Source organism: Flavobacterium sp., from assembly GCF_035299005.1.
GTDB lineage: Bacteria > Bacteroidota > Bacteroidia > Flavobacteriales > Flavobacteriaceae > Flavobacterium.
In genome coordinates, this window is the sequence record NZ_DATGXL010000014.1 from 370,996 (window position 1) to 391,477 (window position 20,482).

A 20,482-nucleotide genomic window follows, 5' to 3' on the forward strand; every position below is an offset into this window, starting at 1 on the left:
ATTGATACAAAAATAGCGATTTTTTGTACTTTTATCCTGAAAATAAAAAATAAATCCAATGCACATTCATTATATCTCTGAACAAAATAGTATTCTTAACCATTTCTTGGCGCAAATTCGTGATGTTCAAATACAGAAAGACAGTATGCGATTTAGAAAAAACATTGAGCGTATTGGAGAAATAATGGCATACGAATTAAGCAAAACTCTTGATTATAAAGATGTTGATGTGCAAACTCCGCTTGGCATCAAACATACCACAACCATCGCCGAGCCTGTGGTTTTATGTTCAATTTTACGTGCTGGTTTGGCTTTACATCAAGGTTTTATGAACTTTTTTGATGATGCAGAAAACGGATTTGTTTCAGCTTACCGTCATCATTATGATAACGATGATAAATTTGAAATTTTAGTGGAATATCAAGCAGCTCCATCTTTTGAAGGAAAAAATCTTATTTTAATTGACCCAATGTTAGCCACTGGGCAATCTTTGGTTGCTGTATTACACAAGTTACATTTAGAACACCAACCTAAAGAAATTCATATTGCTGTAGTGATTGCTACACCAGAAGGAATAGATTATTTAGAAAAAAACATTCCTAAAAACTGCCATTTATGGGTTGCTGCTTTAGATGAAAAATTAAACGAACACAATTATATTGTTCCTGGTTTAGGAGACGCTGGGGATTTAGCATACGGAAGTAAACTATAATTGCATAATAAAAAAGAAAACTCCAAAAGCAAGCAAAGAATATACAACAATTTCTTTCACTAAATCATTTTCGATTTTTTCGATGAAATTCGCACCAATAATTGCTAAAGGTGCGAAACAAAACGCTAAACTTCCGTTATTTTTGTTTGCAGAAAGCACATAAATTCCTACGCCTAAAATAAAAGAAAATAAAATTGTTTTGTGTGAAGATTGCATATTTAATGCCTTATTAGGAATATCAAATACATGTAATACAAAAGCAAATAAACTGAGTGAAGTAAAAAGTGCCAATGCTAGTCGTTGATAAATATTATCAAAATAATAAAAGTCAAAACTAACGTATGTTTTACTTAGTAATGTACTCATTAAGCTATTATCTAATAAACTATTTGCAAGAAAAAATAAAATGGTTACGGCAAACAATGCAATGAAAGGAATAACCCAATTTCTATAATCTTTAGAAACATGGAGAATAATTGCAATGAACACTAAAACGATATAAAAAATACTCCAAAAGTGAAACAAAGCTGCCAAAAGAATCCAAAATGAAGCATCAAAAATTTTCTCTTTGGTGGTTAAAAGTGATTTTAACGAAATTAATCTTCTCAAAGCCAAAAGCAATAAGAAATTTGAAATTATAATGTTCTTATTTTGAAATATGGATGAGAAAAAAAGTAAAAATACAAAGAATAACAACAGTGCATAATTATTACTTTTTGTTAATCCATTTTTTAAAGCAATAAAATTGGTTAAAAAAATTGAGGCAAAAACCAAAAGAAACAATCCGAGTTCTTCAGCATAATATAACCATGTAGCATCAGCAGAAGCAGTAGAAATGGTCTTCATAATAAAGAAGACTAACGACAAAATTCCTATTACTAAATAATTAAATGGTCTAGTTTTACTAAAAACACTTGCTATCATGCGAATATTTTATATTTTTGTGGTGTAAATATAATACTTTATCAAAATGAAATCATTTTTTGAAGGAATTGCGAGTCTTTTTGTTGACTTCTTATTTGTTCCAATGGATATGTTCAGAAAATTAGAATTAACTAACTGGTGGACTGCAAATGTAATAAACTGGTTATTTATCATTGTTTGTTGTGTTGCCATGACCTATTGGATTAAACAATTAAACATTTTTAAAGCAAACAACGAAGACGAGCAAGACACGACTGCACATTCGTTTTTAAAATAATTTTAATAGCTATTGGTAAGAATTATAAATCCTTACCAATATCTGTTCTATAATACATCTTATCAAATTGTAGCTTTGCTATACTTTGATAAGATTTTTTTATGGCTTCCTGAAAGTCATTTCCGTACGAAGTTACAGCAATTACGCGACCTCCATTAGTAACTACTTTCCCGTTTTCTAATTTTGTTCCCGCATGAAATGGAATAGAATCTGTAATGTTTTCTAATCCAAAAATCTCTTTTCCTTTTTCATAGTCTTCTGGATATCCGCCTGAAACTACCATAATAGTTGTAGCGGCTCTTTCATCAATCTCCAAAGTAATTTTATCTAATTCTTGGTTTGCTATGGCTTCAAAAATTTCGACTAAATCACTTTTCAACCTTGGCATAACTACTTCCGTTTCTGGATCGCCCATACGAACATTGTATTCGATAACCATTGGTTCTCCTTTCACGTTGATTAATCCGATGAAAACAAATCCTTTGTATTCAATTCCGTCTTTTTGTAAACCTGAAATAGTAGGATTTACAATTCGCGTTTCGATTTTTTCTAATAAAACTGCATCCGCAAATGGTACCGGAGATACGGCTCCCATTCCACCTGTGTTTAATCCTGTATCACCTTCTCCAATTCGTTTGTAATCTTTTGCTGTTGGTAATACTTTATATGATTTTCCGTCGGTTAAAACGAAACAACTTAATTCAATTCCATCTAAGAATTCTTCGATAACTACTTTTGAACTTGCTTGTCCAAACTTAGCACCCACCAACATATTTCTCAACTCTGTTTTTGCTTCTTCTAAATCGGATATAATTAAAACTCCCTTTCCCGCTGCTAATCCATCAGCTTTTAAAACGTATGGCGCCTCTAAAGTCTCTAAAAACTGGCAGCCTTGCTCCACTGTTTCTTTGGTGAAACTTTCATAGCGAGCGGTTGGAATATTGTGTTTTACTAAAAATTCTTTAGCGAATTCTTTACTTCCTTCTAATTGTGCTCCCACTTTTGATGGTCCAATTACTGGAATATGATTAATTTCTGCATCATTTTTAAAGAAATCATAAATTCCTAAAACCAATGGATCTTCTGGTCCAACCACAACCATTTCTACTTTTTCTTGTAAAACAAAAGCTTTAACGGCATCAAAATTATTTGGATTTAAATCCACATTTTTTGCAATCGATGCTGTTCCTGCATTTCCAGGGGCAACAAAAAGAGAAGTACATTTTGAAGATTGAAGCATTTTCCAAGCCAGTGCGTGTTCGCGACCGCCAGAACCAAGTAGTAAAATAGTCATTTTGTATGTTGTTATGTTGTGAGGCAAAAGTACTATTTCTTAAGAAGAAAGAAAAAAGAAAAAAGAAGAAAGATTATTTTCAGATTTATTACTTTTGGATAAATTCCAACGAATGCTCAACTTGTTTCATCTTTCTTTAAAATTAAGCGGTTTTCCTATTGTGAAAGCTCAGGCTGATTTTGAGAAAATTCTACAAATTTCAGAAACAGATTATCCTATTTATCTCGAAACTAAAAAGCGAGAAATTGTGGAATTTCATTTGAAAAACAACACTTTTTATCAGGATTTAGTTGGGGAAAAAAAAATTGAAAATTGGAACGAATTACCTGTTCTCACCAAAAAAGATTTACAAAAACCTTTAAAAAATCGACTTTCAAAAGGCTATTCAGAAAAAACTGTTTTTATAAATAAAACTTCGGGGTCGAGTGGTGATCCATTTGTTTTCGCGAAAGACAAAGAGGCACATGCGATAACTTGGGCTTCGATTATTCATCGATTTGGTTGGTATGGTGTTGATTTCAATTCGTCGTATCAAGCCCGATTCTACGGAATTCCATTGGATTTTATTGGGTACAGAAAAGAACGTTTGAAAGACTTTTTGAGTAAGCGATATCGTTTTCCAATTTTTGATCTATCGGATAAAATATTAGATAGTGTTTTGGAACATTTTAAAACCAAAAAGTTTGATTATATCAATGGTTACACGAGTTCGATTGTGCTTTTTGGAAAATATTTACAAGTCCGAAATATCATTTTAACCGATGTTTGCCCAACGTTGAAAGTTTGCATGGTGACTTCGGAAATGTTGTTTGAAGAAGATAAAATTTTATTGGAAAAACATTTAGGAATTCCAGTTGTGAATGAATATGGTGCTTCAGAATTAGATTTAATTGCTTTTCAAAATCCGAAAGACGAATGGCAAGTGAATTCAGAAACCATATTTGTGGAAATTTTGGATGAAAATAATCAACCGGTTCCGTATGGAAAAGAAGGAAAAGTGGTAATTACTTCGTTGTATAATAAATCGCATCCGTTTATTCGTTATGAAATTGGCGATGTTGGAATTTTGGATGAAAAAAGCACGTTGAAAAAACCCATTCTAAAAAAATTAATTGGAAGAACCAGCGATGTGGCACTTTTACCAAGTGGAAAAAAATCACCTGGATTAACCTTTTACTACGTAACCAAAAGCATTATTGAAGACGATGGAAACGTGAAAGAATTTATCGTTCGTCAGACCAAATTGGATAGTTTTGAAATTGATTATGTGAGTTCGGTGGAATTGACTTCGGAACAAATTCAGGAAATTGAAAAAGCGATTGCGAAATATTTAGAACCTGGTTTGCATTTCACCTACAACCGAAAAGAAGTTTTAGAACGAACAAAAAGAGGAAAATTGAAGCAATTTCAGTCGATGCTTTGAAATTAAACACATAGTCACTTAGTTTTAAGAAAAAATGTAAGTCGATTAACTTTACATAAAAACATAGAAAATCCTTTTAATCTTTTAATCCGTGGCTGGAAAACTAATTTCTGTACTTCATAAAACCGCGATACATCCAATGCAACATATAATAGGTGGATTGAAAGACATTCAATTTTTCAACTTCTCTATAAAATTGCCATTGGTATTTGATTAAATCCGATTTTTTTCGGGAAAGTGAGTTTTCTCTGATTCGGTAAATCGCTTGAGTTTCTTGAATTCCGTGTGCGAATGGAATCACTTTTAAATAATTCAACCACAATCCCATGTCTTGGCGTTTTCGGATGAGTGGCATATATTTTTTACCCAATTTTTTAATATCAATAAAAGCTGTCAAACAACTTATTGAATTGGATTTTAAAATGTCGGTATAAGAAACTTTCTGAGGAACAATAAAATCAGAATACACAAATTCTAATTGTTCATTGGCTCTTTTATAAGACGAAAACACAAACGGAATTCCTGTTTTATGAATGGTTTTGATATTGTTTTCAATGAAAGTTGGGAACCAGATATCATCGGCATCAATAAACGTCATATAATCTCCAGAAGCTTTTTCAATTGCGGTATTTCGGGCAACGGCTGGGCCAGAATTTTGACTTAATTTATGAAATTGAATGCGTTTATCATTTTGCATTATGGATAAAATAACCGTTTCTGTTTCATCAGAAGAACCATCATCCACAATAATCATTTCCCAATTTGAATAGGTTTGATTTTGTACCGAATGTATCGTTTCAACAATAAATTTTGCAGAATTATAAGACGGTGTGATTATGGAAACTAAAGCATTCATTAATACGCTTTCTTCTCGCCTTTTATAGCGTTTACCACTGTTGCAAAGATAATTTTAATGTCAAGTAAAATCGACCAATTCTCTAAATAAAAAATATCATATTTTACTCTATTAATAATGTCTTTTTCTGTCTCAACCTCACCTCTAAATCCGTTGGTTTGAGCTAATCCAGTAATTCCTGGTTTTATAAAATGTCTTACCATGAATTTATCAACACTTTTAGCATACATTTCTGTATGACTTACCATGTGAGGTCTCGGACCAACTACAGACATATCTCCCAATAGTACATTGAAAAATTGCGGCAACTCATCAATACTTGTTTTTCTTATAAACTTTCCTATTTTAGTAATTCTTGGATCGTTTTTTTGAACTTGTTCTAAATCAGCTATAGGATTCAAGTGCATAGAGCGAAATTTATAACAATAGAACTCTTCATAATTTAACCCATTTCTTTTTTGCTTAAAAAAGATTGGTCCTTTTGATTCTATTAAAATAAAAAGAGCGATTATTGGAGTTAACCATGATAATAAAAAAACAACTATTAATAAAGAAAAAATAATATCAAAAATTCGTTTTAACCTCTTATTCACTTCTTTATCTAAGGGAATTGTTCTAAGTGATATAATTGGTATATAATCATAATACTCAACAGCTAAGTTTCTTAAAAAGGTGTTCTTACTGTCTGGTAAAAATTTAATTGTTTTTAAACTATTGTCAGCAAAATGAATTAAATTATCGATTTCATTATTAGTTAAAGTATTTATTGATGCGTAAATTTCATCTATTTTGTTCTTAACAACAAAATCTCTACATTCTATTAATTCTGCTTTTTTATTTACTTTTAAATCGAAAATATGCACTAGATTGTATCCATAATCTGGGTTATTTGTGAAGAAATCCTTTAACTCATCAACACTTTTTCCATGTCCTACAACAATAACATTTCTATGATTTCCACCATATAAAAGGCGGTATTTTTTTAATAAGAAAAAAATTGAAAATTTTAATAATCCAACCAAAAGAAAAGACCAGAATATATAAAGCCAAACTTCATCAGTAGTTACATATTTGTATTTGTAACCCACGTAAGCAAAAGTTATTAAACCAATAAAGAAAAACTGTTTTAATAATTTTCCGAATATTTCAACCCCTTTACTAAATCTATAAACTTCGTAGTATCCAGAATAATAAGAAATAATTAACCAAAAAATAGATAAAATAGTATGGTAACCAAAATTACTCATAGCAGAACGCATGCATAATAATACCATTAGATTTACAATTAATAAATCTAAAAATATTATTATGGGTCTAATATAACCTGAGTATCTTCCGGTTTTATTTTTCAATTAATGAATGTATTTAGTGAAATCCTTATGTTCTTCTTTTAATAACTCTTCCGAAGAAAGTGTTTTAAAATACTCATACGTAATTTTCATGCCTTCAGATCTGGATACTTTTGCTTCCCAACCTAAAATTTCTTTAGCTTTTGTAGTGTCTGGTTGTCTTTGCATAGGATCATTAACGGGAAGTGGATGGTATACTACCTTTTGATTGGTTCCTGTTAGTTTTATTATTTCTTCTGCAAAATCTTTAATGGTAATTTCATCTGGATTTCCAATATTTACTGGTAAATGATAATCAGAATGTAATAATCTATAAATGCCTTCCACTTGATCATCTACATAACAAAATGAACGTGTTTGGCTTCCATCTCCAAAAATAGTTAAATCCTCTCCACGAAGTGCTTGCCCAATAAATGCTGGAATTACACGACCATCATTTAATCGCATTCTTGGTCCATACGTGTTAAAAATACGAACAATTCTAGTTTCTACTCCGTGAAAAGTGTGGTAAGCCATGGTTATAGACTCCTGAAAGCGTTTTGCTTCGTCATAAACACCTCTTGGGCCAATGGTGTTTACATTTCCATAATATTCTTCTGTTTGTGGGTGTACTAATGGATCTCCATACACTTCAGAAGTTGAAGCAATAAGAATTCTAGCGTTTTTTACACGTGCTAAGCCTAATAAATTGTGTGTTCCTAATGACCCAACTTTTAGGGTTTGAATTGGAATTTTTAAATAATCGATTGGGCTTGCTGGGGATGCAAAATGTAAAATGTAATCTAATTTACCAGGAACATGTACAAACTTCGTAATATCATGATGATAAAATTCAAAATTCTTATCCTTAAAAAGATGTTCAATATTTTTTAAATCACCTGTTATTAGGTTATCCATTCCTATAACATAATATCCTTCTTTAATAAATCTATCGCAAAGGTGAGAACCTAAAAATCCTGCAGCACCTGTAATTAATATTCTTTTCATTTTATTTTTTTTCTAATTGGGGGTTAACTTTTATATTGAAAAGACAATAAAAAAGTATAAAAAACAAAACACCTCTTTGTCTCCACAAAAAAGATTCCGTCAAAAATAAGCTTATCATTAGAATCGCAAAAGCAATATGTATAAAATCTTTGCTTTTAAAAGCAATTTTAGTGTTTATAAATAAAATTACCATTAATAATAAAAACCCAATAAGTCCTAATTCGGCAAAGTTTTGCACATATTGATTATGAAAATTAAACGTCCCATAACCTGGGTATAGGTTATACTTTTTTTCTTTTTCTAACAATTTATTTAAAGAAGCATTTAATCCAAATCCTTTTAAAAAAATAGGTTCTTCGTTTAAAAACTCTGTAAACATTCTAAATTGATATACTCTAAATGCTGTGCCAGGAAAATAATCTGCTGGATGAAATTTTTCTTTTGTCCAAGCATCGGCAATACTTATATTGTTTATTCCTTTCTCTTTATTTAAAGCAACATTGTGTGAAATCCCTTTGTCGGAATTCGTTCTAAATTCTACTAAAAATCGCTCTTTAATTTTTCCAAACGAAATGACAAAACCTAATAAAAGTAGAAGAATTGTCAGATTTCTTAAACGAAGTCTATTTGCAATCTTTGAATAAAAAAATACCTGAATCAAAACCAACAACACAAAAATTACAATAATATTTTTGGAAGACAATAAGATAACAAACACAAAAAGAAGTGTAGCTATTAGTTGTTCAAGTTTTGATTTGTGTTCTTTTATAAAAAAATAAAAAAAGGCAATTGCAACATAAACAGAAAAATGAATTGCGTTTAATAACCTTGGCACTAGGCCCGTGTCTGTGTCATTGTCTGGTCCGTGATAAAAGAAAACACTAATGTCTTTTGTTAGTACAAATCGAACAACTGCTCTAACTAAATAATAAACCACATATAGTGTCATTGTATAGCTGTAAAACTTAATTATTTTTGTTTTTTGTTCGCTTGAAAATGTTGGTATTAACCAAAAAGCAATTGGAATTAATAAAAAAGCAATTTCTTTTGGTATTGCCTGAAGCGTTCGTTGTACATCAATCGACCAAAAATAGGACAATGACATCCATAAAAACAAAAGCATTGGAAACAATATAATTAAAGAAATTTTATTGTTTATTTTTCTACCATAAAAAAATGATGTTACTACAAATATTCCTAGTAAAATATTGTTTAAACCCATTGAAATTGGCAAAGTAATCAATAAAAACAGAAAAGGAATAAACGCTTTATTTTGTTTATTTTCTGTTAGAATTTCCAGCCAAACACTGTTCAAAAAGTTGTAAATATTGCTCATTTATCTTTTCCCAATTAAACGATTTTGCAATTGCTTCAAAATTGTTTTGTACGAATTGCAAGTTATTACTTTTTTTAATTGTATTTAAGATTTTTTTAACTTCTTCTGCAGATGAAAAATAAAAGGCATTTTCTTGTAGAACTCCTTTGTTAAAATCATTATTATGTGCGACTATTAAAGCCTTTGAAGCCATTGCTTCTAATAACGAAGGATTAGTTCCTCCTACAGTATGTCCATGAAAATATATGTTTGAAAAATAACGAAGGTTATTTAAATGTTCTAAATCATAAACAGCTCCAATAAATCGAATGTGTTCAAAACTAGAAAATTTGTTTTTTAAATACGCTCCATATTTTGTAAGATAGTTTCCAATAACTAGAATAGGTATTTTTTCATCTGTCAAAGCAACTCCTTCTAACACCATATCTAAATTGTTTTCAGGCTCAAATCGAGCCATTATCATATTGTAATTCCCTTCTTCAACATGATATTCTTTTAAAATTTCTAGTGTTGGATTATCAAAATTATGAGCTCCGTAAGCTATATAAGTGCTTTCTTTTTGATGTTTTTCTTTGATATACTTTTGAATTCCTATAGAATCTGCAATCAAAAAGTCACTTTTTTTAACAGCTAATCTTTCAGCAACTTGAAGTGCTTTTTGCACTTTTTTAGAATATTTTGTTCTTTTCCACTCTAAACCATCCATGTTGGTAATCACAATGGCGTTTTTTGGATGTAATGAAAACCAAACAGAGCTACTGGTATAGCCCAATTGAAGAATAATATCAAAATCTCTTTTTCTGGCGTCTCTAATACAATTTAAGTCATAAATAAACTGACCAACAGTTCCTATTTTATTTTCAGGATCATAGCAATGCACAATATTCACACCTCTGAATTGCTTTTCTTGATAAGGATGACTATGGGAATTGTAAACATACACCTCATGTCCTTGACTTGCGGCATACGTAGCAAAAAATTCTGCAAATTGCTCAAAACCACCATAATAATTTGGTATTCCTCGCGTTCCTAAAATTCCAATTCTCATTTGGTTTACATTAACAAGGACAAATATAAACTTTTTAAGATATTTTAAGGCTTAAAACTCAATCTGCAAGAACTTTTTCAATTTTTGAAACATGCTTTTGAATAGAAAACTCTTCAGCAGCTCTTTTATAACCTTTTTGTCCCATATCTAATCTCAACTTTTTGTCGTTAATCAACTTTTCTATTGCATTGATTAACTCTTGAATATTATTTGGTTCAATTAAAAATCCTGTTTGTTGATGGTCAATTATTTCTGTCAAGCCTCCATGATTTGAAGCAACAACTGGTTTTGAAGCTAACATTGCCTCTACTGCCACTAATCCAAATGGTTCCGGCTCAATTGAAGGAACTACTGCAATATCTATTGCCTTCCAAATGGAATTAATATTTGATTGAAATGGAATTATTTTTACATTTTTTTCAATTTGATACTTCTGAATTTTCGAATTTAATTCATTTATAATATGTTGTTGATTATCTGTTGTAGAACCAACAAAAATTAATTTTAAATTAGAATGCTTTTTTATTAAATCATTAAAAGCTTCTAATAACATAAATTGTCCTTTCCATCTGTTTATTCTACCTACTAAACCTATTACGATTTCATCCTCTACTTCAAACATTTTTTTTCTAATCAATTCTATTTCATTTGTAGTAATATTGTTTGATTGGATTTCTAAACCATTACTAACTATAATGTAATTTTTTCTTTCTCCAAAAAAAGATTCCCAAAAAATTGCGGTTGCTTTTGAATTATATATTGTGAAAAAATTGCTTCTTCTGCTTATTAAAAAACTGAAAATTTTTGAAACTAATTTAGGTGATTCTATTATTTCATGCACATGCCAAATATGCTTTATTCCTTTTATCCTAGCAAATAAAAAGCCTATTAAAACCGCTAAAGTGTTTGAATAAATAATTTCAAATCGATATTTTTTATGCAATTTATTTAACGTTGAAAAACCTTGTCTAAAATGATTTAATAGCAATAAAAGATTTGTGGGAGTAAACATTTTTCGGTGTAATTTTATAACAGGCGTTATAAATACCTCAATGTTTTCTTTTTCTAATTCTTTTTTTAACGGACCATCATTAGGTAAAACTACAATAGGACAAAACTTTTGCTTATTAATATGTTTTAATAATAATAATAATGTTTTATCTGAACCATACAATTCTGCAGATTGATGAACAAAAAGGATGCTTTTCATTATTGCTCAGTTATTTTATCCGTACTCTTTCTATAGGTGTCAAAACTTAACAATCCTCCAAGAATAAAAATTATTGCGTCTCTTGGTATGTAAATACCACTAATAATCAATGTTGTGAAAAGATAAAATATTCCAATTGACGAAATTAACCTATTTACAAATAATTGATTAAGATTGTTTGCGTTGAATCTATAAATATTTAAATATAGTCTGATTAAAAAAATCAAAATTAATATTAAGCCAAAAATTCCTGTTTTATAAAAAACAAAAACATACCCATTATGTAATCTCGAGATATATTTCATGTCCTCATTTCCTAATGGAGCCTTGAATTTTAAATTTACTAAAGAACCATACCCTGCACCAATTATATAGCTTGACGGGTTTTCTTTCATTAATTCAAATGCTCTATTAGCTTCATATCCCCTCCAGTGATCCCAAAGTTCCTTGTGATTTTCTCTATCTATTTTTGTTTTAAAAATTTCTTCTGGTGCAATTTTAATTTTATATAAAAATGCTTCAACTCCTTTTGAATTACGATCAAGTTTTACAGAAAATAAATAAATATATAATAATGAAATAAAAGCAAATGAAAAGCCTATAAAAACCAAAGTTTTTTTTGTGATTTTAGCATATCCTAACATCGAAAAACCTATTAAAAACATAATGACAAGCATTGTTCTTGAGAAATATAAATAAATTGAAGCGAGTAAAACTCCTAAAACAAAGATTTGAAGAATTCTATTTTCAATCAAAGATTTACCAAAATATTTCTTTGAAAATAATAAAAAATAAAAAGCAAAAACTTCTATAAAATTATCTAATCCAAAATCACCTCTTATGTTGTTAATTGAATCGTTTGCAAAATCACCTAAAATAAAAATTCCAAACAAATGAATAAAAGCAGTCAAACAGCCAATAAATAAAATTACTCTTAAAAATAAAGAAACATCTTTTATCTTCTTAAAAATCAAATAACTCAATAAAATTGCATTAACCGGTTTTAAAAAATAGGTTATGTCTTTAATTATAAAACCAAGATTGTGTTTGCTATTGATAAAACCAAATAATCCAATTCCGAATATTAAAATTAAAGGGAAAAGATTATTTATTATTCTTTTAGAAATTGCAATGTTACTAGTTAATAATAAACTACCTAATACTAAAAATTGTAATGCAAAATTTACTTTATAAGACGGAAGATAAATTTCACACAATAAAACAACTACAAATAAAGTTATTGAGATATATTTTTTTGGAATCAAAACATCATTTTTTACATCCCAAATATAACTCAATTAAACAAAATATATTGCTAAAAATTATACATTTACTATTTAAGGCATATATTTGTAACTATTAATTTTTTTTGCCTACAATGAAAAAAGCCTTAATCACTGGAATTAATGGACAAGATGGATCTTATCTAGCTGAGTTACTGTTAGAAAAAGGGTATGAAGTTCACGGAATCATCAGAAGAAGTTCTACGTTTAATACCGAAAGAATAGAACATCTATATATAGAATCATTAATTCAAGACTTACATAAAGATAAAAAAATCCATCTGCATTATGGTGACATGACTGATTCTACTAGCTTAATTCGTTTAGTACAAGAAATTCAACCTGACGAAGTATATAATTTAGCAGCGCAATCGCACGTAAAAGTGTCTTTTGATATGCCAGAATATACCGCAGAAACCGATGCTGTTGGAACGTTACGTTTGTTAGAAGCAATCAGAATTTGTGGATTAACTAAAAAAACTAAAATATATCAGGCTTCTACTTCTGAATTATACGGAAAAGTACAAGAAGTTCCTCAAAAAGAAACTACTCCTTTTTATCCACGTTCTCCTTATGGAGTCGCAAAAATTTACGCTTTTTGGATTACCAAAAATTATAGAGAATCATATGGAATTTATGCTGTAAACGGAATTTTATTCAACCATGAATCAGAAAGAAGAGGTGAAACTTTTGTAACTAGAAAAATTACGCTTTCAGCTTCAAGAATTAAACATGGTATTCAAGAAAAATTATACTTAGGAAACCTTAACGCTATGCGCGATTGGGGTTATGCAAAAGACTATGTAGAATGCATGTGGTTAATGCTACAACAAGAACAACCTGAAGATTATGTAATTGCAACTGGTATTCAATATTCTGTACGTTATTTTTGTGAATTAGCATTTAAAGAAGCTGGCATTGAATTAGAATGGCAAGGTGAAAACGAAAACGAAAGAGGAATTTGTAAGGCAACTGGTAAAACATTGATTGAAGTTGATCCTAACTATTACAGACCAGCTGAAGTTGAAAGTTTATTAGGTGACCCAACAAAAGCAAGAACACAATTAGGTTGGAATCCAAGTCGCACTTCTATCGAAGGATTAGTTAAAATCATGATGCAACACGATTTAAACTATGTTGTTCGTTTTAAAGATAGAGATTCATTAAAAAAATACGAATAACTATACTTTCCCTATGAAAATATTAGTTACAGGCGGTAATGGTATGGTGGGTAGAAATATTTTGGAACATCCAAAAGCAACTCAGCACATCTTATTATCACCATCAAGTGCTGAACTGAATTTACGAGATTATAACGCAGTTGATGCTTATCTAAAAAAAAACCAACCTGATTTTATCATCCATTCTGCAGGTTTAGTAGGCGGAATTCAAGCTAATATGGTAAGACCTGTAGATTTCCTAGTTTTCAATTTAGACATGGGAAGAAACATCATCATGGCGGCTAAAGAAAACGGCATCAAAGGGTTTATGAATATGGCCAGTTCTTGTATGTATCCGCGTGAAGCGCAAAATCCATTGCAAGAAGAGTTAATTTTAAAAGGTGAATTAGAACCTACAAATGAAGGCTATGCTATTGCAAAAGTTGTCGCTACGCGTTTGTGTGAATACATTGTAAAAGAAAATCCAACATTGCAATACAAAACTGTTATTCCATGTAATTTATATGGAAAATACGATAAGTTTTCACCCGAACATTCACATATGGTTCCGGCGGTAATAAAGAAAATTTATGAAGCTAAACAAAACAACGCTACTGAAATTGATATTTGGGGCGATGGTTTAGCCCGAAGAGAATTCATGTACACAGGAGATTTGGCCGACTTTGTATTTTATGCTTTAGAAAAATTTGACCAAATGCCACAAAATATAAATGTGGGATTAGGATTTGATTATACCATTAACGAATATTATCAAACCATTGCCAAGACGATTGGTTTTGAAGGAAAATTTGTTCACGATTTGTCAAAACCAATCGGAATGAAACAAAAATTAATTGGTGATACGAAACTGAAGCAATTTGGTTGGCAACATCAGACCTCCTTAGAAGAAGGAATTAAAAAAACAGTTGAATACTTTAAAACATCGGTTTTACATGATTAAATATCCATTAGCATCCTCTACTTGGGATGAAAAAGAAATAGAAGCCATCAATGGTGTTATCGCAAAAGACATGTACACAATGGGCGAAGGCGTAAAACAATTTGAAGATGATTTTGCAAAATTTGTCAATTCAAAATACGCGGTTATGGTAAATTCGGGCTCATCTGCTAATTTAATTGCAGTTGCCGCTATGTTTTATACTAAAAATCCAAAATTAAAAAGAGGAGATGAAGTAATTGTACCGGCAGTTTCTTGGTCAACAACTTATTATCCACTATACCAATATGGTTTAAAATTAAAGTTTGTAGATGTTGATTTACATACATTGAATTTTGATTTAAACCAATTGAAATTAGCGGTTACTGATAATACTAAAATGATTTTAGCGGTAAACCTTTTGGGTAACCCTAATAATTTTGATGCTATAAAAGATATCATAGGCTCTAAAGATATCATTTTAATGGAGGATAATTGTGAATCAATGGGAGCGGAATTTAAAGGAAAACAAACCGGAACTTTTGGTTTAGTTGGAACTTTTTCTACATTCTTTTCGCATCATATGGCAACCATGGAAGGTGGATTAATTGTAACCGATGACGAAGAAATGTATCACGTAATGGTCTGCTTAAGAGCACATGGTTGGACGCGTCATTTACCAAAAGAAAATAAAATCTCTAACAAAAGTGATAATTGGTTTGAAGAATCGTTTCGTTTTTTATTACCTGGTTACAACGTGCGTCCGGTTGAAATGAGTGGTGTGATCGGTGTGGAACAATTGAAAAAATTACCTTCTTTTTTAGACCAAAGAAGAAAGAATGCGGAATTATTTGTTTCTTTATTTAAAGATAACAAAGATTTTTACATTCAAAAAGATATCGACAACAGCAGTTGGTTTGGATTCAGCTTTATCATTAAACCCGAATCTAAACTAAACCGTTCAGATATTGTAAAAGCATTAGAAGAAAATCACATCGATTGTCGTCCAATCGTTACAGGCGATTTCACTAAAAATGAAGTATTGAAATACTTTGATTGTGAAATTTTTGGTGAAATGAAAAATGCACAATATTTAGACAAAAATGGTTTCTTTGTAGGCAATCACCAAATTGACTTAACGGAAGAAATTAAGCATTTGTATAAAGTGTTATCATAATGATATTACAAAAAATATTAAATAATTTGTCAAGCCAAGCGGCACAAAGTGCTATTTTTAAAGGCTTGACAGGTTTTTTTATGTTTATTTCTATTTCGTTTTTAGTTAGATATCTTGGAAATACAGGTTATGGTATTTGGGTGTTGGTTTTTAGCTTTTTCCAATGGGGCTTATATTTTGATTTTGGAGTTTCAAATGTTTTAAAATCAAAAATTCCTGAATTAATTTCAAAAAAAAAGGAAAGTCAGATTAATAATTTTATCGCCGAATCAATAAAAATTACAGTTCTTATTGCTTTAGTATTATTATTTATCTGTGTATTTTTTATCTTTTTTTTTAATATAAACACCGTTTTCAATATTGATTTAGACCTTTTTTTTACCAAAAAGTTATTTTTTTTAAATGCTGTTTTTTTCTGTATAAACTTTGTGTTGTCGATTAATAAATCACTGTATATTGGTGTCTTAAATCCTAAAGTTTCAGAATTATCATCAACCATTACTCAGTTATTTTTTTTTATAACGATTGGAATTGTTTTTATTTTCTATAATTCGATATCTATTGAAAAAAAACTCTTAACCATTACTTTGTTAAATGGCGTTAATACCACTTTTATTAATGGTGTGTTTTTATATTTATTCTTTAGAAAAAACAACTATAAGCCTATACTTTTTCAAAAATTCAATTCTCATATTTCTAAAGAAATTTTCAATAATGGAATTAAATTTATGATCATACAAGTTTTTATGGTGGTAATTTTTTTTTCTGACCCTTATTTTATCGCCTCCTATTGTAGCCCAAAAGATGTTTCTGTATTTGATATTTTAAATCGTTTATATCAACTACCACTATTGATTATAATCTCTGGATTAGCATCATTTTGGCCTTTTTTTTCTAAAAAATTTCACGAAAAACAATTTCTTTGGTTTAAGTCTACTTTTCAAAGATTCCAAAAAATATATTTCATTATTTTTATTTGCCTAATCTTTTTTACAATACTCTCTAACTATTTAGTTCAATTTTGGGTTGGTAATGAAATAAGCTCTTATATCGATATAAATTACTTGATTTTAATGATGTTTATTGTGCTGTTTAGAATATACTTCACCTTTTATGCGAATTTTTTTAATGGCATAAATCGATTAAAAAGTCAAATAGTAGTTATGGGTTTAACCGCAGTCATTAAAATTCCATTAACTATGTTTTTATTAAAAAACGGGTTTGGATTATATGGAATATTTTTACAGTTATTATTTTTTATGTTACTTTGGGCTGTATATTTTAAGATTGAATCTTCTATTGTAATCAATAAAATGATAAATGAATAATACTCCTTTTTTTTCAGTAATAACAGCAAGCTTTAATAGCGAAAGAACTATTTCTAAAACTATAGCGTCTCTGTTAAATCAAACCTATACTAATTATGAATACATCATTATCGATGGGAATTCTAAGGATGCTACATTAGACATTATTAAATCATTTGAATCGAAATTTATAGAGAAAAACATTACTTATAAATTCATTTCAGAACCAGATAAAGGCATCTATGATGCATGGAACAAAGGTATTAAATTAGCAAAAGGTGAGTGGATAAGTTTTATAGGATCCGATGATTATTATCTAGAAAATGCTTTATCTCTTTACTCTAATGAGATAAATAAATCATCTAAAAACACTAATTATATTTCCTCAAGAGTAATTATAATTGATAATAAAGGAAACAGCATTAAAACTATAGGTAAAATGTTTAATTGGGCTAATCTTATAAAAAATATGGATATTGCTCAAGTTGGTTCTTTTCATAAAAAAGATTTATTTGAGCATATCGGAAATTTTTCTACAGATTATAAAATTGTTGGTGATTTAGATTTTTATATTCGATCTAAAAATATAATAATTCCAGCCTTTTTTAATGAGGTTACTGCAAAAATGGAAAATAATGGAGTAAGTAATCAGATAAACAAGGCTTTGAGTGAGGCTTTAAAAGTAAGGCTCTTCTATAAATATGAAAATAAACCAAAAATTTATTTAAATCATTTTATAACTTTTATGAAATGTTATATTAATTTAATTGTAAAAAAATAAGGAGCTTTTGCTCCTTATTTTTTATATAATTTTTGAATTTCAAGTTTCATTTCATCATTTGCAACCATTATAGGATCATAATGAGTTTCTGGTAAAACCTTGATTTTTGCCTGAGAATTAATTGTGTCAAATTCGACAAAATTATTTGGGAAAAAATATTTGAAAATTTTAGCTCCTTCTACTTGGAACTTTTTCCCTTTGTATTCAAGAATCATTTCATCAAACTTAACAACCCCTTGTTTTTCATTATTTCCAAGATCTAATCTTATATTCATAGGTGCAGCATCTTCTGGAAAAATGAAAGTTATATCTTGAGGGGTTTTAGCGCTTTTCTTTTGTACTTTTAATAAGTTTTCTCCATTAAACGCATCAGAACCATCTTCTGTATAAAATAAATGAAATTCATCATCTTCATTTACAACAGCTCTAAAATTAATTTTAAACCCATCTGTTTCAACTGTTGACTCCTTTACCTTTAATTCATCAACAGACTTTTCATCTTTACACCCAACAAATATTGATGTAAATAAAACAAATAACATTATAAATTTTGCTTTCATTCTATGTATTTTTTTGACAAAAGTAATATTTTTATTTAACAAAATAATATTTTAAAAAAAAAATCTATTTTCTTTTAAAATCACCTCTTGAAAAATATTTTTCAACAAAGCAATATACTAAAATAAAGAAATAGCGACTTCCCATTTCCTTTATCTTTAATTTAGACACACCAAATTTTCTATTTGTCCATGAATTTGGAACAACAGTATAAGAGTATCCTCTAATAATCGCTTTTAAAGGTAATTCAATTGTTAAGTTAAAATGAGGAGACAAAATAGGTTTAACTCCATCGATAACTTCTCTTTTATACAATTTGAATGCATTAGTAGTATCATTATAATTAATTCGCATCACCATTCTAATTATAAAATTAGCAATTCGATTAATTACTTTCTTTACTAAAGGATAATCAATAACTTTACCTCCTTTAATGAATCGACTTCCGAAAACACAATCATAATTTCCTTCAACCATAGCAGTGTAATAACGAATTAAATCGTAAGGAGAATCTGACAAATCAGCCATCATTACTGCAACGCAATCTCCAGAATATCTTTCTAATCCATAACGAACCGCATATCCAAAACCATTAGGACCATGATTGGTTTCATATTTTAATGAGGGATATTTTTGAGCCAGTTTTTCTAAAACCTGAAGAGTATTATCTTTAGAATTATCATTAATAATGAAAATTTCATGATTAATGTTTACTTTAGAAAAAGCTTCTTCAATTTGGTCTATTGTTTCTGTAATAGATTCTTCTTCGTTGTAGGCCGGTATTACAATGCTAAGTTTCATTATTATTTACAAATTGTAGCTTGATGTATTTGTGTAAGAATATCGTTTATATTGAATTTCCAATTCCAATCGGGATAGTGTGATTTAAACTTTGATACATCACTAATCCACCAAATGTGATCTCCTATTCGATTTGTCTCTGAATATTCATAATTCATTGGTTTTCCAGTAATTTTTTCACACATTTCTATTGCCTCTGCCATAGAACAATTTGAGTAACGTCCACCTCCCGCATTGTATACTTCTCCTTGACGAGGGTTCTGATAAAAATGCCAAAACATATTTACTAAGTCCCAACTATGAATATTATCTCTTACTTGTTTACCTCTATATCCAAAAACAGTATACTTTTCTCCAGTTATAGCACATTTCATTAAATAAGATAAAAATCCATGTAGCTGTGTTCCCGAATGATTAGGTCCGGTTAAACACCCCCCTCTAAATACACCTGTGTTCATTCCAAAATACTTTCCATATTCTTGAACTAAAACATCTGCTGCTACTTTAGAAGCACCAAATAAAGAATGCTTAGTTTGATCGATACTCATTTTTTCATCTATCCCTTCTTTAAAATAAGAATGGGATTCATCTATTTCCCATCGTTTATCTAATTCAATTAATGGTAAATAATTTGGGGTATCTCCATAAACTTTATTAGTAGAAGTAAATATAAATGTTGCTTCAGGACAATACTGCCTTGTCATTTCTAACATATTAAGTGTTCCGTTTGCATTTATTGTAAAATCTGTTAGCGGTTCTCTAGCCGCCCAATCATGACTCGGTTGTGCTGCTGTATGAACAATTAATTTGATGTCTGAATTATACTTTGAAAAAACTTTTTGAAGCTCTTCATGGTTTCTAATGTCAATTGCATAATGTTCAAAATTCAGTACCTCTTTAACTAACTTTTGGGTATTCCATTCCGTAGAGGCGTTTTTTCCAAAAAACACTTGACGCATGTTATTATCAATCCCAATAATCTTATCAAATTTTTCAGCAAAAAAAGTTACAGATTCACTACCTATTAATCCTGAAGAACCAGTTATTATACAAATATTCATG

At 29.5% G+C, this 20,482-nt stretch carries 20 protein-coding genes; 8 read left to right on the forward strand and 12 right to left on the reverse strand.

Translation table 11 applies throughout. The features are described from left to right. Window positions 1-58 precede the first annotated feature (58 nt). Window positions 59-712 carry a uracil phosphoribosyltransferase gene (gene upp / locus VK164_RS10575; protein ID WP_324209310.1) on the forward strand — a complete coding sequence of 218 codons (654 nt, stop codon included), beginning with the start codon at window positions 59-61 and terminating at the stop codon, window positions 710-712. On the opposite strand, the gene VK164_RS10580 is transcribed toward upp, so the two are convergent. Further along, the gene (locus tag VK164_RS10580) at window positions 707-1,636 is read right to left on the reverse strand and encodes a DUF6427 family protein (protein WP_324209311.1); all 930 of its coding nucleotides are present in this window, start codon (window positions 1,634-1,636) and stop codon (window positions 707-709) included. The two genes, upp and VK164_RS10580, sit on opposite strands and share 6 nt — an antisense overlap. Before the next feature lie 46 nt (window positions 1,637-1,682). Here VK164_RS10580 and VK164_RS10585 point away from each other — a divergent pair, with 46 nt between their 5' ends. Continuing rightward, window positions 1,683-1,913, forward strand: a complete 231-nt coding sequence (locus VK164_RS10585; protein WP_324209312.1) for a DUF6341 family protein — start codon at window positions 1,683-1,685, stop codon at window positions 1,911-1,913. Window positions 1,914-1,935: 22 nt separating this feature from the next. Here the strand turns inward: VK164_RS10585 and purD are convergent, their stop codons facing one another. Then, window positions 1,936-3,207: a phosphoribosylamine--glycine ligase gene (gene purD, locus VK164_RS10590; protein ID WP_324209313.1), complete on the reverse strand. Its 1,272-nt coding sequence runs from the start codon at window positions 3,205-3,207 to the stop codon at window positions 1,936-1,938. 112 nt (window positions 3,208-3,319) lie between these two features. On the opposite strand from purD, the gene VK164_RS10595 reads away from it, so the two are divergent. Next, complete coding sequence (locus VK164_RS10595) at window positions 3,320-4,630, forward strand: phenylacetate--CoA ligase family protein (RefSeq protein WP_324209314.1); 1,311 nt, start codon at window positions 3,320-3,322, stop codon at window positions 4,628-4,630. Between the two features lie 103 nt (window positions 4,631-4,733). Here VK164_RS10595 and VK164_RS10600 read toward each other — a convergent pair whose 3' ends face one another. From VK164_RS10600 to VK164_RS10630, 7 genes are read right to left on the reverse strand one after another with little or no spacing between them, the layout of a single operon-like run. Continuing rightward, window positions 4,734-5,486, reverse strand: coding sequence for a glycosyltransferase family 2 protein (locus VK164_RS10600; protein WP_324209315.1), 753 nt, complete (start codon window positions 5,484-5,486; stop codon window positions 4,734-4,736). Next, window positions 5,486-6,838, reverse strand: a complete 1,353-nt coding sequence (locus VK164_RS10605; RefSeq protein WP_324209316.1) for an undecaprenyl-phosphate glucose phosphotransferase — start codon at window positions 6,836-6,838, stop codon at window positions 5,486-5,488. The genes VK164_RS10600 and VK164_RS10605 overlap by 1 nt, the downstream gene beginning before the upstream one ends. Then, window positions 6,839-7,822: a UDP-glucuronic acid decarboxylase family protein gene (locus VK164_RS10610; protein ID WP_324209317.1), complete on the reverse strand. Its 984-nt coding sequence runs from the start codon at window positions 7,820-7,822 to the stop codon at window positions 6,839-6,841. 1 nt (window position 7,823) lies between these two features. Then, a complete protein-coding gene (locus tag VK164_RS10615) occupies window positions 7,824-9,158 on the reverse strand; it encodes an O-antigen ligase family protein (RefSeq protein ID WP_324209318.1) in 1,335 nt (444 codons plus the stop codon). After that, a complete protein-coding gene (locus VK164_RS10620) occupies window positions 9,100-10,206 on the reverse strand; it encodes a DUF1972 domain-containing protein (protein ID WP_324209319.1) in 1,107 nt (368 codons plus the stop codon). Before VK164_RS10620 ends, VK164_RS10615 begins: the two co-directional genes overlap by 59 nt. Before the next feature lie 58 nt (window positions 10,207-10,264). Next, the gene (locus tag VK164_RS10625) at window positions 10,265-11,416 is read right to left on the reverse strand and encodes a glycosyltransferase family 4 protein (RefSeq protein WP_324209320.1); all 1,152 of its coding nucleotides are present in this window, start codon (window positions 11,414-11,416) and stop codon (window positions 10,265-10,267) included. After that, window positions 11,416-12,681, reverse strand: coding sequence for an O-antigen ligase family protein (locus tag VK164_RS10630; RefSeq protein ID WP_324209321.1), 1,266 nt, complete (start codon window positions 12,679-12,681; stop codon window positions 11,416-11,418). Before VK164_RS10630 ends, VK164_RS10625 begins: the two co-directional genes overlap by 1 nt. A 113-nt stretch (window positions 12,682-12,794) precedes the next feature. Here VK164_RS10630 and gmd point away from each other — a divergent pair, with 113 nt between their 5' ends. The 5 genes from gmd to VK164_RS10655 are packed head-to-tail and all read left to right on the forward strand — an operon-like array spanning window position 12,795 to window position 18,061. Continuing rightward, entirely contained in the window at window positions 12,795-13,880 is a 1,086-nt protein-coding gene (gmd, locus tag VK164_RS10635; RefSeq protein WP_324209322.1) for a GDP-mannose 4,6-dehydratase, read from the forward strand. Window positions 13,881-13,893: 13 nt separating this feature from the next. Next, window positions 13,894-14,820 (forward strand): GDP-L-fucose synthase, encoded by a 927-nt coding sequence (locus VK164_RS10640; RefSeq protein WP_324209323.1) that lies wholly within the window; start codon window positions 13,894-13,896, stop codon window positions 14,818-14,820. Beyond that, window positions 14,813-15,973 carry a DegT/DnrJ/EryC1/StrS family aminotransferase gene (locus VK164_RS10645; protein WP_324209324.1) on the forward strand — a complete coding sequence of 387 codons (1,161 nt, stop codon included), beginning with the start codon at window positions 14,813-14,815 and terminating at the stop codon, window positions 15,971-15,973. Before VK164_RS10640 ends, VK164_RS10645 begins: the two co-directional genes overlap by 8 nt. Next, window positions 15,973-17,301, forward strand: coding sequence for an MATE family efflux transporter (locus VK164_RS10650; protein WP_324209325.1), 1,329 nt, complete (start codon window positions 15,973-15,975; stop codon window positions 17,299-17,301). Before VK164_RS10645 ends, VK164_RS10650 begins: the two co-directional genes overlap by 1 nt. Beyond that, the gene (locus VK164_RS10655) at window positions 17,294-18,061 is read left to right on the forward strand and encodes a glycosyltransferase family 2 protein (RefSeq protein ID WP_324209326.1); all 768 of its coding nucleotides are present in this window, start codon (window positions 17,294-17,296) and stop codon (window positions 18,059-18,061) included. The genes VK164_RS10650 and VK164_RS10655 overlap by 8 nt, the downstream gene beginning before the upstream one ends. A gap of 14 nt (window positions 18,062-18,075) precedes the next feature. Here VK164_RS10655 and VK164_RS10660 read toward each other — a convergent pair whose 3' ends face one another. From VK164_RS10660 to VK164_RS10670, 3 genes are all read right to left on the reverse strand, one after another. Beyond that, entirely contained in the window at window positions 18,076-18,621 is a 546-nt protein-coding gene (locus VK164_RS10660; protein WP_324209327.1) for a hypothetical protein, read from the reverse strand. 64 nt (window positions 18,622-18,685) lie between these two features. Then, entirely contained in the window at window positions 18,686-19,420 is a 735-nt protein-coding gene (locus tag VK164_RS10665; protein ID WP_324209328.1) for a glycosyltransferase family 2 protein, read from the reverse strand. Between the two features lie 2 nt (window positions 19,421-19,422). Then, window positions 19,423-20,481, reverse strand: coding sequence for an NAD-dependent epimerase/dehydratase family protein (locus VK164_RS10670; RefSeq protein WP_324209329.1), 1,059 nt, complete (start codon window positions 20,479-20,481; stop codon window positions 19,423-19,425). Window position 20,482: the final 1 nt, after the last annotated feature.

What these genes read in the sequence shown, in the direction of transcription:
- VK164_RS10645 (WP_324209324.1), top strand. Translation starts at nt 14,813, where the DNA reads ATGATTAAATATCCATTAGCATCCTCTACTTGGGATGAAAAAGAAATA.
- VK164_RS10615 (WP_324209318.1), bottom strand. Translation starts at nt 9,158, where the DNA reads ATGAGCAATATTTACAACTTTTTGAACAGTGTTTGGCTGGAAATTCTA.
- VK164_RS10610 (WP_324209317.1), bottom strand. Translation starts at nt 7,822, where the DNA reads ATGAAAAGAATATTAATTACAGGTGCTGCAGGATTTTTAGGTTCTCAC.
- gmd (WP_324209322.1), top strand. Translation starts at nt 12,795, where the DNA reads ATGAAAAAAGCCTTAATCACTGGAATTAATGGACAAGATGGATCTTAT.
- VK164_RS10660 (WP_324209327.1), bottom strand. Translation starts at nt 18,621, where the DNA reads ATGAAAGCAAAATTTATAATGTTATTTGTTTTATTTACATCAATATTT.
- VK164_RS10620 (WP_324209319.1), bottom strand. Translation starts at nt 10,206, where the DNA reads ATGAGAATTGGAATTTTAGGAACGCGAGGAATACCAAATTATTATGGT.
- VK164_RS10580 (WP_324209311.1), bottom strand. Translation starts at nt 1,636, where the DNA reads ATGATAGCAAGTGTTTTTAGTAAAACTAGACCATTTAATTATTTAGTA.
- purD (WP_324209313.1), bottom strand. Translation starts at nt 3,207, where the DNA reads ATGACTATTTTACTACTTGGTTCTGGCGGTCGCGAACACGCACTGGCT.
- VK164_RS10625 (WP_324209320.1), bottom strand. Translation starts at nt 11,416, where the DNA reads ATGAAAAGCATCCTTTTTGTTCATCAATCTGCAGAATTGTATGGTTCA.
- VK164_RS10665 (WP_324209328.1), bottom strand. Translation starts at nt 19,420, where the DNA reads ATGAAACTTAGCATTGTAATACCGGCCTACAACGAAGAAGAATCTATT.
- VK164_RS10595 (WP_324209314.1), top strand. Translation starts at nt 3,320, where the DNA reads ATGCTCAACTTGTTTCATCTTTCTTTAAAATTAAGCGGTTTTCCTATT.
- VK164_RS10600 (WP_324209315.1), bottom strand. Translation starts at nt 5,486, where the DNA reads ATGAATGCTTTAGTTTCCATAATCACACCGTCTTATAATTCTGCAAAA.
- VK164_RS10640 (WP_324209323.1), top strand. Translation starts at nt 13,894, where the DNA reads ATGAAAATATTAGTTACAGGCGGTAATGGTATGGTGGGTAGAAATATT.
- upp (WP_324209310.1), top strand. Translation starts at nt 59, where the DNA reads ATGCACATTCATTATATCTCTGAACAAAATAGTATTCTTAACCATTTC.
- VK164_RS10650 (WP_324209325.1), top strand. Translation starts at nt 15,973, where the DNA reads ATGATATTACAAAAAATATTAAATAATTTGTCAAGCCAAGCGGCACAA.
- VK164_RS10670 (WP_324209329.1), bottom strand. Translation starts at nt 20,481, where the DNA reads ATGAATATTTGTATAATAACTGGTTCTTCAGGATTAATAGGTAGTGAA.
- VK164_RS10655 (WP_324209326.1), top strand. Translation starts at nt 17,294, where the DNA reads ATGAATAATACTCCTTTTTTTTCAGTAATAACAGCAAGCTTTAATAGC.
- VK164_RS10585 (WP_324209312.1), top strand. Translation starts at nt 1,683, where the DNA reads ATGAAATCATTTTTTGAAGGAATTGCGAGTCTTTTTGTTGACTTCTTA.